The following is a 17611-nucleotide window of genomic DNA, read 5'->3' as shown; positions in this document are numbered from 1 at the left end:
CTTGCTGGCGGTATTCTCAATTTTCACTACATCCAAAGCAGACAATTGGCCTATCCATTCATCCATCTATCTATCTATTCAAACTGTTCAATTTTATCTATGAGCACATTGCCGATGACGGTAAATCCCGGACACCTTGCTCTGTCGGATTGAAAGATGACATGAAACTCGGCTAAACTGACCCTAACTCGGCACCGGTGTCCTCAATAGATCGCGTCCCGGGGGGTGACGGTGGTTAATTTGGACCGAAATGGTGACCGATTTCACCAAAGTCCGCACAATCTCTAAAGTACCATGGACATTATAATTTCCAATCAGATTGACAACCTAATAGGGAGAGGAGTATCTCTGCTCAATGGGTTCGAGGCAGAACTACGAGGACTCAACGCACCTGGCGCGACTGTCGCGAGGGACCTCATCGGTGAAGCGGCTGGCCAAATTGCTGCGGAACTCTTCGGGACTCGCAAAGCTAAAAGTTATGGCAAAAAGGCTACCAGAACTTGGCTAGAGGGGAAGAAGAGAGGATGCGATAAAAGCTGTGACGGCCAATTATTATCAGCAATATATTCCTTGGTTTCAGGATACTTGCCGCCTAGTATCAGGCATTTCAATTAGCGCATCCAATCTTGTTTTTCCTGGGCGCTATGCGCCATTACTTCGCAGGGTGAAGAGAGCAGAGGCATTCAAGAAGCTGGATACTCGAATCCGCCATGTGATCACCGTACTCGAAGAGCTTCGCACTCATGATCTGGTACTTAATGCTTCGTTACCGAAGCAAATTGCGTCTCCTAAAGAGACCAAGTTTGATCCTGCGCAAGCCCTGCATAAGCTGGAAGATATCCTAAGGAAATTCATTGAGCGTGAGTTGTCCAAGACTGGAGCTGATTGGTGGATGGCGAAAATCCCTTCCGAGATCCGGTCGAGGGCGGAATCACGCAGACAAAAGCAAGAAGCAGTATGGCCTTGGCATCCCGTTTCCTCCACTAATGTGATGGACTACTTGGACTTTTCAGACTATCGTAAAATCATTCTGGAACCGACCAATTGGACGCAGGTCTTTGCAGGCTTCTTCCGGGCTCCGTCCTTCATAGACTCACGCTTGGGGGAATTGGAGCCAATCAGAAATGACGTAGCGCACTCAAGGCCTTCGTCCCCCATGGCCTGCGATAAGATTCGACTTTACGGTGAGGAGTTAGAAAGGTGCACTAACCGTACAGGATAGGGAGTCCGATATGGCATACAACATCACAAGGACAAAGCTTCGTGAATATACGGACAGCACGGAATTCGAGCATCTGTGCTGCGCATTGCTTGTCGCTGACTACAAGCGAATTATTCCGCTGGGAGGTTCAGGTGATCAGGGGCGTGATGCCGTGATGCCACAGGCTTTCCCAAGCATATACCAAAGTACCGAGACGGGAACAATCTTCCAGTTCTCGCTTCAGAAAAGCTGGCGGAAGAAACTCGATTCAGAACTAAAAAAAGTCTTTGAGAATGGTTTCAAACCCTTGGCATTCGTGTTCGTCACAAATCAAGAAATTAGCACGGGCGCGAAAACAAAATGCCAGGAAGATATTGCGGCAACTTTCGGCGTGAAGCCGGAAATACTTGATCTATCCTGGCTACAGGCACGTTTAGAGAACCCCGAGTACTTACATGTGAGAAGACAATATCTCTCCTTAGATGATAGTACGCTGCCTGCATTTATCACGCTCGCAGATTACGCCGCTCGACGCATTGATCGCCTACGGGCGCCCGACCTGCCTGTTTTCCTCGGAAGGGACGTTGAAAACAGCCGTTTCAAAGAGTTCACCGAATCCAAAAAAAGAGTTCTGGTTTTGAGTGCTCCGCCTGGAGTCGGGAAGACAAAATTCATGCTCGAAGGTGCAAAGTCGATACAGTTTGAAGGAGATGTCAAGTTTCTCAGGCAGGAAGTCGATTCAATAGAGAAGCACCTAAATGAGCTCGACCCGTCGAGACCCTTGCTCCTCTTCATTGACGACGCGCAGGAGCTGAAGGACTTGCGGCAGCTTCTTGCGTTGATTCTTTCTCCGGAACTCGGAGAAAAGCTGCATGTGGTTATGGCCACCCATCCATGTGTAAAAGGCCGTATTGTTGGTGAATTCGATAGCCGGGCGATAGAGTATAGCGAAATCGAACTGACCCCATTGCCAAATCCAGCCATTGACCAGTTGATTCAACTACCGCAGATGGGAATCAAGGACGAAGGGCAGAGGGGAGCGATCATCAAGATCGCCGAAGGCAATCCGTTGGTTGCTTGTGTGGCGGCATCGTTACTTAGGGAAACCGGCACTTTGGCCGGGCTAACCAGGGATCAAGTCATAATGGCACATTTCATGAGATCGCTGCAGAGTTCGCTTCCAGCCAAGTCTACGGATGACAAAGCCAGACTGATTCTGGCTATTATCAGCGCCACAAAAGGTATCGAGTATGGTAACTTTAGAGAACTTCTTGCCGGTATTGTTTGCGTTACCGCTGAAGCACTTGACGTTCTCATAGACCAATTAGTGGCCGGCGGACTGCTTATGCGCGGCTGGCGAGGACTTAGGGTTACTCCTGAACTGCTGGCTGAGACTCTGGTTTTAGACTCGTTCTTTGCGGCTAATCACTCGTTTGATTTCAGGGAAAAGGTGTTGGCTCCTTTCTTTGCGCAGAAGGGCAGCAAGATATTCAGGAGTCTAGCTGAAGCCGAAATGTCCGGCTCTTCGGACGCAACAAATATCATTGATGGCTTTATGGCTGACGCACGGGAGTTTGTCAAGACTGCAAACAATGCTTCGAGGCAAGCCATACTAGACTGGCTGAAGGGCTTCGCCTTCTTCCGTCCCGAGGACGCGCTCTTGGTTCTTCGTGCGATGTTGGAGGCTCCTGTTCCGGATCCTGCGGTTATCAAGTCTCCTCTATGGGGAACCATGACAATCACCCATGTCGATGTTTGGCGCTCGGCATGTAGCATACTCGCGGACACAGGATGGCATTGTGAAGCCTGCCTTCGTGAGACAATGACGCTGTTATACTTGATCGGTGCCCAGCAAGACCATTCGCGAAGCAACAGTTTTCCTTTGGAAGATGCCATTCGTGTTTTGAACGAACAAGTAATACCTTTTGAACCTGGCAAGCCGCTTCGCATTCAAGAGATTGCACAACAGGAAATAGAAAGCTGGCTATCAGGCGCGACGAGTGAAAAGCAACTTGAGGTCATAATCTCGGCGCTACTAACGCTGCTTTCCCTAGCATGGACATCCACTAACGCGTCACCTACCGACTCAAGGTCGTTCACTGTACGGAACGGGTTCATAAAACTGACGGACCCAATCCAAAAGATACGGGAAGGCGCTTTAAATTGCGTCGTAGCTACTTATGAAAGGTGCGGACCAGCCCAGAGGATAAGCCTAATCCAAGGGCTTTCTGATCACTTAATGCCTCGCGTTCCCTCGGGAATACCGGACGAACTACGCTCTTCAATCGCCGACGATTTATTCAATATCATTTCTGCTCTTAAATGTCGCTCGCAAGCCGACTCCGCTGCCGAAAAATATGCGTTGTGGAAAGCCCTGGAATTTACTGGGCGACTTAAGGATGAGCGGCTTGAGAAACTGCAAAGAGAACTCTTCAGTGACGAGGTGGATGAGTATGCTCATCTTGTTGAATGGCCGGGACATATCAGAGGCGATGACAACGATTGGAAAACGGCTGGAGCCAGGCATGGCGCTTACTGGGAGGCCCGCGCAAGGGCTATTACTGTTGAGAATTTGGACGCTGAGTTAGTTCGGTACGACAGACATATTCGGGAGGCTGGCCTTTGTGGTGACCAGGTATCTTCTGCTATACAAACGAATATTGGAATACTGGCAAGATCTGTAGCCATCGAAAGCCGCGATATTTTGCTCGCCTTAATCAAGGAGATTTCGGGGAAATATCCCAATCTACAACGCTTTGCAGGTGCATTCTTAGGGGAACTCCTAGCAGTGGACCAAGCAAATGCCAAGATGATCATGAAAGAATGGATCAAGTGTGGGAATATAGCCTTACGTGCCGAAGCTTGCAGGGCGATGCTTTGGATTCAGCCAGGTCAGTTTACCGCCGCTGAAATTGAACTCCTTACATACTTGACATCCCTCAATGACCCAACGGTAGATCGTTTGGTCGTCGGTTGGTTTGGGAGCATCCTAAAAAAAGTAGACGATTGTGATCCGAAGGCGGCAGTTGAAATCGTACGCCTTGTGTCTACACGAAAAGACAAATATGCATTAAATATGATTGCCGAGTCACTGCGACCAGGTGGCTCAATTAGTCAGATTACAGCGAAGGACCTATTGGATATCGCTTTAAGCTATGTAGAACACGATAGCCATGAGTTGGATTTTGATATAGAACATGTGCTGATGCGCCTCTTCCTCCTAAACCCGGACGCTTGGTTGGCTTTTTGGGAGGCACGCATTAAAAGGCAACTTACGAGAAAAGAGGGAGATAGTTACTTGGCTGTTCCATTCCACTTGTCGGCCGAGGCGGACTACGTTGTGTCAAGCCCACACAAACTCCGAGTACTGGGTACTCTTCTTGAATGGTCATCACGAAATGATTTTGCCTATCAGCATACAGGAACAACTCTGCTGAAGCTTTACTCAGACAAGAACCCAAATGTCGTCCAAGACATCTTGGAAGAATGGATTGCATCGGGGGAACAAGGCAAGCTGCATGCAGTAGCGAGGGCACTTAGAGAGATGGGGTATAGTGACTTCTTTCTAATGATGGCCAACAAACTGCTCAACGTGACAGATGATAAAGCGATAGAGGCCTGCCTAGTCAGTACGGTCGCTTCCTTTGAAGTAGTTTGTGGTTCATTTGTGCCGCTTTATGAGAAACGTAAAGCTGATTTCGCAGCTTGGTTGGCAAACCCTCAGGCATCCCTGCAAGCTAAGGCATTCGCCAGGAAACAAATCTCATACTTGTCAAGGCAGATTGAGTTACACGCTAAGGAAGATGCCTGGGACGACTAATAAACGCTAACGACCTGTTTCCGTGTATCGAGGGCGCAAACGCTGTAAGCTGCGCTGAACCCGCACTCTATTCCTCATGTGTTCTTGAATACTCGACCATTCGCTTGTAAATCCCCGCGAATGTATTTTCGCCGGAACTTACGTTTGTTCTTTTAACATCGGGGAGTGGTGGCTTAAAATCCTGCGGCGCAGTAGAACACCAAATATACGAGAGAACAGTCAGATCATAGTTTTTCAGAAGTTTACCTTTTTGTCGGTCTGGATCAGGCAGCCGGCTTACAATATCAAACAGAAAACCAGCCCAAGTACCTTTAATATCAATTTTCGTTTCAACTACCTTAGACGGAACCATGTATTCCCAGAAGCCTTGCACCAATGATTCATCTATCTTCCAGCTCCTGGGATTAGAAGTATTCCATGGTAATAGATCTCTCCAGTCTGGTGGAGGACCGCCGCTTACGACCAAAGGTAGACCACCTGCCATAGCGGCATCTTGAAGAAATGCCTGAAGCTCCGCGAGGACTCCCATCAGGATTGATTTAGCACGTTTATGGTAAGTCCTTCTAAGTTCTTTGGAAATGTAGGGATGCAATTCTTCAACAAGGGATGCCAACTCAATCAAGCAATTAGAGCCAATGTCCTTACCTATTATTGGGAACCCCGCTAATAATGCTCTCCAACTGGGTGGAATAGTGTCCCATTTTTGCCCGATTTCAACATATCGGTTAAGAAAAAGAGAGAGCCGTGGGTTCCCTCGCTGTATTGCTAAATCTTGTGCACCGAGGATAATGTGGACTCTCTCCGCGACAAAACCTGCTTTTACCAATTCTGCAGCATTGACTCTTTTGACATCCGAAACCTTATCACGCGCTTGTTGAATTCTGGGTGAAGCCGGAAATCCAGGATAGCCCTCCTTCTTCCAATGTCTCTGTGTTCTTTCAGATACACCTGTTTTCTCGGTTATCTGTTCCTGGGTGAAACCTTGCTTCATCAATTTGATAACTTCTTCAACTGTCTCAAGCTTGATTGTCATCTGCTTTCCTTATTTTGCCATTATTTGCCGGAATATTTGCCGGTTATGCCTGGCGATATGACCTTCAATAGTGTATCATAATCGTGCAATGATTAACCAATGCGGCAATAGTTCCAAATAACTTGTGGCAATAACATCAAGGAGGATGGTTAACTTGAATCCGACAGGAGCGATAAGTCTAGTACTCACATTGATCATCTTGTCCCTACCATTGATTGAGACTGAAGAGCAAATAAGCGACATCAAACTGCAGCCCTATCAATATGAGCAGACCATGATTCGTGAAGCCCAGATCCGGAAATTCGTATTCCCATGGTTTACGGAAGTCACCCAAAGCCAATACCTTGTCAGGAACGCCGATCTCGAAAAAGGAACGTTCGTGCTGAACTTCAATTTTGATAACGGGAGCGAGGCGAGAACCATCACAAAGAGGGAGGATATACTCGCTGGCGAAAGCAGGGTTGTGACAGTCGACTCTCCGTTGCGCGGGAATTCGACAGTAACGCTCCGAGTCATCCCACCAAATATGGCGATTCCAGAAACAGTGATACTGAAGAAACAGATAAGTGCCTGGCAGTTTTTAGGTCGGTCTGCATGGGACCTTATATTTAGTAGAAGATAATAGGCCAAGTGCTTCGGGCAATCCCACATAGCCGGATATGGGAGTGACTCAAGTTTTTCAGGCTAGATACAATGCAGCCCTTCACATTAGTCAGGATTGTCGAATGGTCGAAACCCAATTGGTCAGGCGATTTCTCCAGTGCTATACTGGGCAAAATTCCGGCATCACTCTAGGCCAAAAGACAATAGATCATTCGAGAACCTTGAAGGTGAACCATGCCAGCGTCTGAGATGGTTAACTCCCACTTAATCACCTTCGCGGCAGGTGTTCGCGAGAAGTTCGCTTCACCGCTAGGTGGTCAGCCTGAAGATCAGCTCAAGAATCCCGTCGAGAATCTAATCAGGTCCCTCGCGTTTGTTTTGGGTCATGAGCTGAACGTCGTTACTGAGGCAACTGCTGTAGACATCGGGCGACCGGATATGGCCGTTGCCGTGGGTGGAGCCCTGACTGGTCATATCGAACTTAAAAAGCCTGGAACCGGTGTTGACCCCACGCGTTTTACCGGTCATAACGCGCAGCAATGGGGCAAGTTCAAAGAACTACCTAACCTTATCTACACTGATGGAAATGCCTGGGCGCTCTATCGGAACGGACAACGAATTGGGGAAATGGTTGATATCGGTGATATTGACCAACGGGGATCTCGTGGCTTACGCCTTGAAACAACTCCAGCATTTTTTACCGTCATACGAGAATTCTTAAGCTGGGAGCCAATTACTCCAGCGTCACCGTGTGCCTTGGCCGAACAACTTGCACCACTTTGTCGTCTTTTGCGTGATGACGTTCTTCAAGCGGTTACAAATACTGAATCAGCCTTGGCCCAACTCGCTTATGAATGGCGTACTACTCTGTTCCCAGATGCCACAGATGAAGCCTTCGCCGATGCTTACGCCCAAACACTGACATACGCGCTGCTTCTTGCGCGTTTCGACGGTGCGAGTGACCTACGGCCGGCAAGGGCAGCGGAGACTTTGAGTCATAAACACAAGCTGCTTGGACATGTTCTCACCTTGTTAGCAGACCCACAAACAAGACTTGAAATAGGTACGGGTGTCGATATTCTGGTAAGAGTCATTGAAGCCGTGGATCCAACTAGGCTAATAGCGCGTGACCCTGACCCATGGCTGTATTTTTATGAGGACTTTCTAGCGGCCTACGATCCCAAAATGCGAGAGGAGCGCGGTGTCTATTATACCCCGGTGCAAGTCGTACACTGCCAAGTGCGGCTGGTCGAGCAGTTGTTGATCCAACGTTTTGGCAAGCCAATGACATATGCCGATGATGATGTCGTCTTGCTTGACCCTGCTGCTGGTACAGGAACTTACCCTCTAGCGGCTATCACCGAAGCGTTAGAACGAGTGCTAAACCGGTATGGTGTCGGAGCAGTACCCCCACGGGCCACCAAGCTGGCGAAAAACGTACATGCTTTTGAGTTGTTGGTCGGACCATACGCCGTCGCCCATCTCCGTGTGACGCAGAAGCTGCAGGAAGCCGGTGCCACGCTTCCCGCAGACGGAGTCCACGTGTACCTTACAGATACCCTGGAATCGCCCGATGTGGCTCCCCCGGGACGTTTGCCACTGGCCCTGCGCCCTCTTGTAGACGAACACCGGCGAGCAGCGAAAGTAAAAAAAGAGACACGCGTGCTCGTTTGTATAGGCAATCCTCCCTATGAACGCCAGGCTTTCGATGCCAGCGAAGGTACAGATGACCCATTGGCAAGACGAGAACGTTTATTGGGAGATTTCATTAATCTGGCTGTGGGTCGAACGAGGTTCAGTCATATCGCGAGCCTATACAATACCTACGTTTATTTTTGGCGTTGGGCACTTTGGAAAGTCTTTGAATCTCCAGAATGCCCCGGCAATGGTATTGTGTCGTATATCACCGCATCTAGTTATCTAAACGGTCCCGGATTCATAGGAATGAGAGAGGTTATGCGCCGAGTTTTCGATGAACTCTGGATTATCGATCTTGAAGGTGGAAGCCTGGGAGCGCGCAGAACTGAAAACGTCTTTGCCATCCAAACGCCGGTAGCCATCGCCATAGGTGTGCGGTACGGCATCCCCAATCCTGAGACACCTGCGGCTGTGCACTATGCGAAAATCACGGGCAGCCGGGACGAGAAGCTTGCCGAACTTGATTCAATATCTTCTTTCAACGACCTTAACTGGCAGGAGTGTTCCAATGAATGGACAGCTCCACTTATTCCAACAGGGCGAAGCCCCTTTTCTACCTGGCCATTACTGATCGACCTTTTCCCATGGCAACAACCGGGCGTCAAAGTGGGGCGGACATGGCCTATTGCAGTTACGCGCGATGTAGCCGAAGAGCGGTGGCATAGCTTAGCATCTAGTCCCCCGTCCGCCCGTGGAGAATTATTTGCCGATAGAAGATTTGGAAGGGGTACTACAACCAGACCGTCATCAGGTATGTATCCTCCCCCAGCCTCTCCTCAGCCCATCTTGGAAGTTACAACGCGCAGCCCAATGCCTCCAATCGTGCGCTATGCCCATCGGTCTTTCGAGAGGAAATGGCTCCTCGCCGATGGCAGATTGTTTCGGACGCCTAGCCAGCCCCTTTGGGTTTCCCATTCTGAAAAGCAAATATACCTAGTCAGCTTACTGACTGGGGTACTGGGTACCGGGCCTGCAACGGTAGTTGCCGCCCAAGTACCTGACCTGCACCATTTCCGTGGGTCATTTGGAGGCAAAGATGTTATCCCTCTTTGGCGCGATTCAGCAGGCACAGAGGCTAACGTAACTAACGGACTACTTGCGCATCTCGCGCAGGTGTACGGAGCACCTGTATCCCCTGAAGAACTCTTTGCTTATTGTCATGCCACTTTGGCAGGGCCGAGTTACACGGGCAGCTTTGCTGAAGAACTTGCAACTTCATCACCAAGGATACCGATAACTGCGGACGCCAATCTATTCCGCCGGGGTGTAGAACTCGGAGGTCGGTTAATTTGGCTACAGACGTACGGAGAGCGTTTCGTGCCTACCGGTCAGCGATCTAGCACCATACCAGCAGGACGGGCACGTGCGGTGCACCCGGTACCTGTGATCGCCGAAGGTTATCCTCGTGATTTCCATTGGGATGAAGTCGGCGAAACACTCCATGTTGGGGAAGGCTCCTTCACACCGGTTTCAAAAAAGGTCTGGGAATTTGAAGTGTCCGGTTTGCGTCCGGTTAAGTCTTGGCTTGGTTATCGTATGTTCGAGCCTGCTGGTAGAACATCATCGCCACTGGATAAGATACGTCCTTGTGAATGGCCAGCAGAGTTTACTGAGGAACTGTTGGAACTGCTCTGGGTGTTAGAGCATACGGTCAATATGTCGTCGGACTTGGCTGAATTTTTAGAAGCTGTGATTCAAGGTGGCGTCTTTTTGGCCGCGGATCTGCCGCAACCAAATGCATCCCAACGTGAAGCACCAGAAATACCAAACACCAGAGTCCAAGTGCGTAGCACACAAATGCCGCTTGTTGAGGGTTAGACCTGACCAAACAACAAAACGTCATTTTGTGCCAATCGCAGTAGAGGACACGGGGTGAATTCAAGCGAACTGCAAGTATCGACATCACAATAATTCCGCCTTCGGCAAGTTTAATCTACACAATTCATTTTTTCTTGACCGCGCCGGTGACCGCCGGCATCAGGATGATCATCGCCAGGATGAACACCCACACCGCCCCGCCGATACTGGCAACGGCGCTGAAATCGCCGCTTATGGTGGCGATGAGGAACATTCCCACTGCCAGCAGCGACAGGCCGGTGTAGATGATCACGGCGACGGTCGCGGTGTTCTTCATGCCGCACCTCGATTCGAGGGTGAGGTTCGTCGTATCGCCGGCGTAAAGCCCCGCATTCTCAGCGTGTTCAGCGTCACCGACAGCGAGCTGGTGGCCATTAGGAGCGCCGCCAGTTCCGGCGACACCATCTGGTGGGTGAAAGGATACAGGATGCCCATGCCCAGCGGTATGGCAAGGGTGTTGTACCCGAAGGCCCAAAACAGGTTCTGCTTTATCAACCCGAGCGTCGCTCTCCCCACCTGGACCGCGGCGACGACGTCGAGCGGGTCATCCTTGACCAAAATGACGCTTCCCGTCTCCTTGGCGACATCGGTACCGGATCCTATGGCGATGCCGACGTCGGCCTGGGCCAGGGCGGGTGCGTCGTTGATGCCGTCGCCGACCATGGCCACCTTGAGGCCCTGCGACTGCAGCTTCTTGACTTCAAATGCCTTGTCCTGCGGCAGCACCTCGGCCAGGACTCTGTCGATGCCTGCCTGCCTGGCGATGGCTTCCGCGGTGCGGCGGTTATCGCCGGTGATCATCAGCACCTGGAGTCCCATCCGCTTGAGTTCTGCGACGGCCTGTGCCGATGTCTCCTTCATCGTATCGGCCACGGCGATGATGCCGGTCAGTTTGCCATCGACCGCGACGAATACCGCGGTTTTGCCTTCGTTTTCGAGTCTTTCGGCCTCTTTGGCGAGGCTTTCGACGGCGATGTTGTTTTCGATCATGAGTTTGCGATTGCCCAGGAGGATGCTTCGATCGCCAAACCGAGCCGAAATGCCGTGTCCCGGCACCGAGTCGAACTCTTCGGCGTCTTCGGGTTCATTACCCGTGGCTCTGTATGCCCTGACGATGGCTTCGCCCAGCGGGTGTTCGGAGTGCTTCTCGGCGATGGCTGCCAGCCTCAGGGAATCGTTTGAATCGTTTTCGCGGGCACTTATGACGTCGGTGACCGAAGGCTGGCCGCGCGTCAGCGTGCCGGTCTTGTCGAAGATTATTGCGTCGAGGCGTGCTGTCGCCTCCATGGCGTCTGCTCCCTTGAACAGGATGCCGTACTCCGCCCCCTTTCCGCTCCCGGCCATGACCGCTGAAGGCGTCGCCAGCCCCAGGGCGCACGGGCAGGAGATGACCAGCACCGTCACCGAGGTCAACAGCGCAAACCCGAACACCCCCAAATTTGAAAGCAGGTATGGGGTGAGGATAAGCCGGGTGTCGGGTGAGAACCACAGCCCAAAGCCGATGAAAAACCAGAATATAAAGACAATCAGCGCGATGATATGGACGCCCATGATGAACTGCCCGGCCACCCTGTCAGCCAGCTTCTGGATCGGGGCCTTGGTCGTCTGGGCGTCTTCGACGAGCTTGATGATCTGGGCTAGGGCGGTGTCCTTGCCGACTCTGGTTGCTCTGAACCGGAAGGCGCCGGTCTTGTTGAGCGTGCCGCCCAGAACCTCGTCGCCGGTCTTCTTCTCGACTGGGATGCTCTCGCCGGTGATCATCGCCTGGTCCACCGCCGAGTACCCATCGGTGACCATGCCGTCGACAGGGATGGCCTCGCCCGGTCTTACTGCGATGATGTCCCCAATAGTGACCGCTTCAGCCGGGACTTCTGTCTCGATGCCGTCGCGGATGACTCTGGCAGTCCGGGGCTGGAGTTTCATCAGGCGGCGGATGGACTCGGACGTCCGGCCGCGGGTGACCGCCTCCAGGTACCGCCCGAGGATGATAAACGCCGTCAGTAACGCCGCGGCTTCGTAGAAAGTGGCTTCCTTACCGCCGAAACCGGCATCCGGGAAGAATGTATTTATGACGGCAATCAGATACGCCGCCCCGATGCCGGTGGCGTATAGCAGGTTCATATCGGTCAGGCCGCGCTTGAGCCCGTTCCATGAGTTCACAAAGAATTGCCGCGCCGGCCCGAAGACGATGGGTGTGGTCAGGAAGAACAGGAGCACCTTATTGTTCAGCCAATCGGGGAGAAAGTTAGAGAAGATCCAGTACGGCTGCAGCGTGCCCACCATGACGATCAAACCGAGCGTCCCCGCGAAGATGAGGTTGCGCTTCTGGCGCTTGATCTCGTTCGAGCGGGCTTCCTGCTCCCGGTCGAGGGCGGCCTGGCCTTCAACCTTTTCGGTGGCGCCGTACCCCAGTTCATTGATCGCGGCGATGATGTCTGACAGGGGAGTGATGGCTGGGGCATACTCGATCTTCGCGCCGCCGGCGGCCAAATTGATGATGACGGAATTAACCCCCGGCATGCCGCCGACCACTCGCTCGATGTTCTTGACGCAGGCGGCGCAGGACATGCCGGAGATCTGCACATCGACCACGTCGAGGGCGGCGGAGTAGCCCATGTCCTCGACAGCTTTCTTAAGATCGGCCGGGGTCGCCTGCGACGGGTCGTACTCCACGGCGGCCTTGCCCGTCGCCAGGTTGACCGTCACCTCGCCCACCCCTGGGACGCTCTTGAGCGCCCCCTCCACGTGGCGGACGCAGGCGGCGCACGTCATCCCTCCGATGAACAGGGTCAGAGACGTTTTTTTATTCATGCTTGCCATTGTGGATCCTCTGAAGTTAGTGACCCGTTGGATTAACCGCCGATAGAAGTGGGATAACCCGAGGCATCGACCGCTTTTTTAAGCGCGTCGGGGGTCGTCTTCGCTGGATCGTATTCCACCGAAGCCTTACTCTTGGCCAGATCAACCGTCACTGTGCCGACTCCGGCCACTTTCTTAAGAGCAGTCTCTACGTGCCTAACACAGCCTCCACAACTCATTCCTTTAACCGTGAGATTTAATGCTGCCATTGTCTTTTCTCCTTTTCAGCGCTTTAGCGCTTTTCTAATCGCTTTCATCAGTTCCTTTATATGCGCTTCGCCGCTTTCGGCGTCGGCACGGATGGCACCGGCGACGCAGCCCGCGATGTGGCTTTCAAGTAACTTGAGAGAGACTTCGTCTACTGCAGCCGAAAGGGCGGTCAGTTGCTGCACAACGTCCAGGCAGTAACGACCTTCGTCTATCATTTTCTCGATACCTCTTGCCTGTCCCTCGATCTTCTTGACCCTGGACAGGAGGGCATCTTTATCCTCTGAGTAGAGGTATTGCGCGTGTAAGTGTTCGCCGTTATTCATAATCATTCGCCTACATTTGAAATATACATTATACTACCATGGAGTATCATTACAAGCAAATACCGTTCATGCTTCCGCCCTCATTACTTGACAGGTCCCAACTATGTCGATTATAATCACGACTATTAAGACCATATTAGTCAACAATTAGACACCATTAGGGTTGAGTCCAGGGATCAAGTTGCTATGAACGAAAACGTAACAAGTAAACTACAAACAGATATCACCGAACTTAGAAAACGGGGTATTGTCAAACTCAAAGACGAAGACACGTATGCCGTTTGGGTTAAAACCGCCTGCGGAAACTTGAATTCCGCCCAGATTCATAAATTAGCTGATATCACCGAACTTTATGCCCGAGGATTCTTATTATTTTCCTCCCGACAGATCCCGATAATCCCTTTCGTCAGAGGAAAAGACCTCGATAATGTTCAACGGGAATTAGCCAGCGTTTATCTGACTCTCGACCGCTGCGGACCAACCGTCAGGAACGTCAACGTTTGTCTGGGAAAGAAACTATGCCTTAATGCCATAACCGACCCGATCACCCTGGCCCAGAAATTGGACAATTTCTTTCAAGTTCCGATGGCCCATAAGGTCAAACTTGGGGTCGCCGGCTGCGCAAGAGACTGCATTATCAGCCGCGCCCTCAGCGACATAGGCTTTGTTCCAGCCGATGGCGGAGACCTTGAAGCGTACGACGCTTACATTGGCGGGCGACTGGGATTAAATCCATTTTTGGGCATCAAAATGGCGGAAAACCTGGACGAAAATGAATGCCTTCGGCTGGTACAAAACTTCTTTGAATTGATGAACCGCGAAGGCCGTACCGGCGAAAGAGCAGCCGATCTCATTGAGCGCTTGGGCGCGGACGCGGTCAAGCGCTACCTGTTGCGAGACCTTGATCGAAGCGCCAGGGTGGCGCCGGTCGATTGCCCCGCTGCGCGATTGGGATCGAATACCGGTCGCCAGACCGTTAAGTTACGGGCTGTTGCTGGAGAGGTGACGGCCGCGCAACTTAAAAGTATCGCTGGAATCGCTTTACGCTATGGTGCCGGGCTCGTCCACTTCCACGTCCGCGGCGGGCCGGAGATTCCCGGTATCGGCGAAGCCGACGTCGAAACCGTACGACAGGAAAGCGCCGTTTCTGGGATGGAATTTTCCGACGGCGGTTTGGAAAACCTGCAGAGTTGCTTTGGCGGTTACTGCACAGAGAGTTTAGCCGACCCTCAATCGTTACTCAGGAAAATCGATATCATGACCGAAGAGACCGGTTTAGCCGACGTGAAAATGACTATATCAGCCTCAGGCTGCCCCAACTCATGCGGCATTGCCCACCTTAGCGACATCGGCTTTTATGGTGTGGCTGAGTTTGAAGTGGATGCCGAAAGCTGCACCGGTTGTGGTCTTTGTGAGCCAGTATGCAAACGTAAAGCTATATCAGTCGATAACGGTGTTGTCCATATAGACAAAGAACAGTGCCGCCATTGCGGCCAATGCCTTAATGTCTGCCCGTTCGACGCCCTCCGAGAAACACGGCGCGGTTTCGCTGTTTTGGTCGGTGGTAGTGGTGGGAAAGACACCAGGTTGGGGCAACTTATTGCCGATTGCGTTTCGGAAGACGAAGCAATCGCAATCACTTTGAGGTTAATGCGTCTGCTTAAAGAACATGATACCGATGTCGCCGATCTCATCGACCTGTGGGGCTTCGATACGTTAAAAAATGCATTGTTTCCGAATGTCGTTACTTTCTCGAGTGGTATTGAACACCGTGGTAACTGAGGACTGGAATAGGAGGATGATTATGCCTGCCGTAAAGCTTGAAAACCATGAAAGTCACTTGTGCATCGACCACTTCATTATCTGCGATGAAGGGCTGTGTTCCGAATGCACCCAGCGGTCATGTTTATTCCTCCAAGTGAATCCAATGGCTGATGACTTCTTTGAAGAATAGATCGGCGATGAAGGAAAGATCAGTGTTTGCCCGGTTTCCCCACACCGACCGAATCGCCCTCGCTTGCCTCTTGGACGAGTGCACCTGTAGATAGCCTCCCTTGCCAAGGGAGGCTTAACGCTCCCCAAAGATTCAATCTTCCTAAGCGCGTTCCATAATTTTGACAGGAGTAATGTTGTGAAACGGTTCTTAATTATCTCACTCGGTCTGATGGCCCTGCTGGTCGGGACTGTCGCTTGCTCCACTGCAGCCGTAACTCCGACCACCGGAGTCAAGGATTCGAACTATACGGTTAAAATCGGTTTCCCAACCGGAGCCAAGGATACCCTCGCGCCTGATGGCCCCGACCTCTGGGCGTTGGAAAAAGGGTTTTTCGGTCAAGAGTTCCGTCAAGATGGTATCAGCGTGGAATATATTCCGTTCTTGGGAGCGGCTCCTGCTATTAACGAAGCGCTAGCTGCGGGTGCCCTGGATATGGCCGTTATCGCCGATATCGGCGCTCTGATCGGTAAGGCATCCGGCCTGGATACGTCCTTGGTCTCCATGGGGAATCCAAATGGCACGTCATGGTGGCTCCTTGTGTCACCTTCATCCAATATCAAAACAGTGGCCGATCTCAAAGGAAAGAAGGTTGCTACTGTTAAGGCAACGGCGCCCTATTTTTATCTACTTGAAGCGCTTAAAGCTGCAGGTCTCAAGGAATCAGATATTCAATTTATCAATATGACCATACCGGACTCTGAGCAAGCACTTAAAGCCGGACAGATAGATGCGGCTGTAGATGGAAATTGGATGGGAGTCAAAATGTTAAATGATGGCTTCCGCTCGATCGATTCCACGGTACAAACGCCGGTGGGGCGGGGAACGACCGTAATCGTCGCCAGGAATGCATTCATTAGCGCGCATCCCTCTTTCTTCCCTCGCTTCTATAAAGTGCGCCAGCAGGCGGTCGATTGGGCTAATGCCAACCGCAGCGCCGCCTTCGACTTGCTGGTGAACAATGATGGCGGGATCGCACGTCAGTTTCTCGAGCCATTGTATTCAACCCCCTTTAATTTCGATCAGGCATTGTCTGCCGACGTTGTGTTGCGGATTAAGGAGGGAGAATCTTTCCTGCGCGACCTGGGTATCACCCGAGCTCCCGTGAATGTAGACGCTTGGATAAACCAGTCCGTGGTTTACCGTAAGCCCTAAGGAGAACCCCATGGTCACACGAGAGATATTGGGTTCTAACTACGCCGCCACGACATCTATCCGGGAATCCCAACCCCAACAGATGGGAAAGCGATGGCGGCTCAAGTTTCCAGTCGGTTTGATGCTGCCTATCCTGCTGCTTGGCATATGGTGGCTTGGCGCTGCCACCGGGAACCTGAAAGTCGCCTTCTTTTCAACGCCGCAGGCGGTGCTGGAGACGTTGTGGAAACTCTTGATCAATGGTGAATTGGTAGAGGGTTTCTGGGATACCCTGCGCCGGATACTTGCCGGAGCTGCCATAGGTTTCTCTGCCGGTGCGGTCTTAGGGGGCATCACCGGCTATGTCAGGCAGATAGAACGTGTGCTGGATCCGACAATCCAAGGCCTTCGGGCCGTCCCAGCCGTGGCTTGGATTCCATTCCTCATTCTCACCCTGGGCATAGACGATGGTCCTAAAATCGCCCTGATCTCCATCGCCATCTTTTTCATCACCTACGTCAATACCTACGCTGGTGTCCGCGGAACGGACCAGAAGCTAATCGAACTGGCTAACGCTTATAGACTGAGACGTTCATTAATTATTCGACGCCTCATCATTCCATCGGCATTGCCGCAAGTATTCGTCGGTCTTCGCCTGGCAGCGGCAATCGCCTGGATCGCCGCGGTATTCAGCGAAATCCTCATCGGCAGTTCGGGGTTGGGCGTACTCCTTAACGACGGTCGGAGTCTTGGACGACCGGACCAGACTATCGCCCTGATGCTCGTTTTGGCTGCGGCGGGAAAAACTACTGACGGACTTATTAAACTCCTCGAGAAGAGAGTTACTGGCTGGCGGACAACATTTGCTGGGGTTTAACCG

At 51.8% G+C, this 17611-nt stretch carries 12 protein-coding genes; 7 read left to right on the top strand and 5 right to left on the bottom strand.

The features are described from left to right. Positions 1–538 precede the first annotated feature (538 nt). Together DEALK_RS01090 and DEALK_RS01085 are read left to right on the top strand one after the other, a co-directional pair. The gene (locus tag DEALK_RS01090) at positions 539–1222 is read left to right on the top strand and encodes a Swt1 family HEPN domain-containing protein (RefSeq protein ID WP_144437052.1); all 684 of its coding nucleotides are present in this window, start codon (positions 539–541) and stop codon (positions 1220–1222) included. 10 nt (positions 1223–1232) lie between these two features. Next, a complete protein-coding gene (locus DEALK_RS01085) occupies positions 1233–5021 on the top strand; it encodes a P-loop NTPase family protein (protein ID WP_058437914.1) in 3789 nt (1262 codons plus the stop codon). A gap of 67 nt (positions 5022–5088) precedes the next feature. Here DEALK_RS01085 and DEALK_RS01080 read toward each other — a convergent pair whose 3' ends face one another. Continuing rightward, positions 5089–6054, bottom strand: coding sequence for a helix-turn-helix domain-containing protein (locus DEALK_RS01080; protein ID WP_058437911.1), 966 nt, complete (start codon positions 6052–6054; stop codon positions 5089–5091). A gap of 274 nt (positions 6055–6328) precedes the next feature. Here DEALK_RS01080 and DEALK_RS01075 point away from each other — a divergent pair, with 274 nt between their 5' ends. Beyond that, on the top strand, positions 6329–6676 hold the full coding sequence (locus tag DEALK_RS01075; protein ID WP_144437051.1) for a hypothetical protein: 348 nt from the start codon (positions 6329–6331) through the stop codon (positions 6674–6676). A gap of 215 nt (positions 6677–6891) precedes the next feature. Further along, a complete protein-coding gene (locus DEALK_RS01070; protein WP_058437907.1) occupies positions 6892–10173 on the top strand; it encodes a type ISP restriction/modification enzyme in 3282 nt (1093 codons plus the stop codon). A 124-nt stretch (positions 10174–10297) separates the two neighbouring features. On the opposite strand, the gene DEALK_RS01065 is transcribed toward DEALK_RS01070, so the two are convergent. Genes DEALK_RS01065 through DEALK_RS01050 form a run of 4 tightly spaced genes read right to left on the bottom strand, consistent with a single transcriptional unit; the run spans position 10298 to position 13604 of the window. Further along, positions 10298–10489: a hypothetical protein gene (locus DEALK_RS01065; RefSeq protein ID WP_058437899.1), complete on the bottom strand. Its 192-nt coding sequence runs from the start codon at positions 10487–10489 to the stop codon at positions 10298–10300. Beyond that, entirely contained in the window at positions 10486–13023 is a 2538-nt protein-coding gene (locus DEALK_RS01060; RefSeq protein ID WP_065128779.1) for a heavy metal translocating P-type ATPase, read from the bottom strand. The genes DEALK_RS01065 and DEALK_RS01060 overlap by 4 nt, the downstream gene beginning before the upstream one ends. 41 nt (positions 13024–13064) lie before the next feature. Further along, positions 13065–13280: a heavy-metal-associated domain-containing protein gene (locus DEALK_RS01055; protein ID WP_058437895.1), complete on the bottom strand. Its 216-nt coding sequence runs from the start codon at positions 13278–13280 to the stop codon at positions 13065–13067. A gap of 15 nt (positions 13281–13295) precedes the next feature. Continuing rightward, positions 13296–13604 carry a metal-sensitive transcriptional regulator gene (locus DEALK_RS01050; protein WP_058437893.1) on the bottom strand — a complete coding sequence of 103 codons (309 nt, stop codon included), beginning with the start codon at positions 13602–13604 and terminating at the stop codon, positions 13296–13298. A gap of 186 nt (positions 13605–13790) precedes the next feature. On the opposite strand from DEALK_RS01050, the gene DEALK_RS01045 reads away from it, so the two are divergent. The 3 genes from DEALK_RS01045 (at position 13791) to DEALK_RS01035 (ending at position 17608) form a co-directional block, all read left to right on the top strand. Next, positions 13791–15386 carry a 4Fe-4S binding protein gene (locus tag DEALK_RS01045; RefSeq protein ID WP_058437891.1) on the top strand — a complete coding sequence of 532 codons (1596 nt, stop codon included), beginning with the start codon at positions 13791–13793 and terminating at the stop codon, positions 15384–15386. Positions 15387–15735: 349 nt separating this feature from the next. Beyond that, positions 15736–16752 (top strand): ABC transporter substrate-binding protein, encoded by a 1017-nt coding sequence (locus DEALK_RS01040; RefSeq protein WP_058437889.1) that lies wholly within the window; start codon positions 15736–15738, stop codon positions 16750–16752. Positions 16753–16762: 10 nt separating this feature from the next. Then, positions 16763–17608 (top strand): ABC transporter permease, encoded by an 846-nt coding sequence (locus tag DEALK_RS01035; protein WP_058437887.1) that lies wholly within the window; start codon positions 16763–16765, stop codon positions 17606–17608. The last annotated feature ends 3 nt before the right edge of the window (positions 17609–17611 follow it).

Source organism: Dehalogenimonas alkenigignens, assembly GCF_001466665.1.
GTDB classification, from domain to species: domain Bacteria; phylum Chloroflexota; class Dehalococcoidia; order Dehalococcoidales; family Dehalococcoidaceae; genus Dehalogenimonas; species Dehalogenimonas alkenigignens.
Note: the sequence above shows the minus strand (reverse complement) of the source record. Positions and strands in the feature narration are given on the sequence as shown.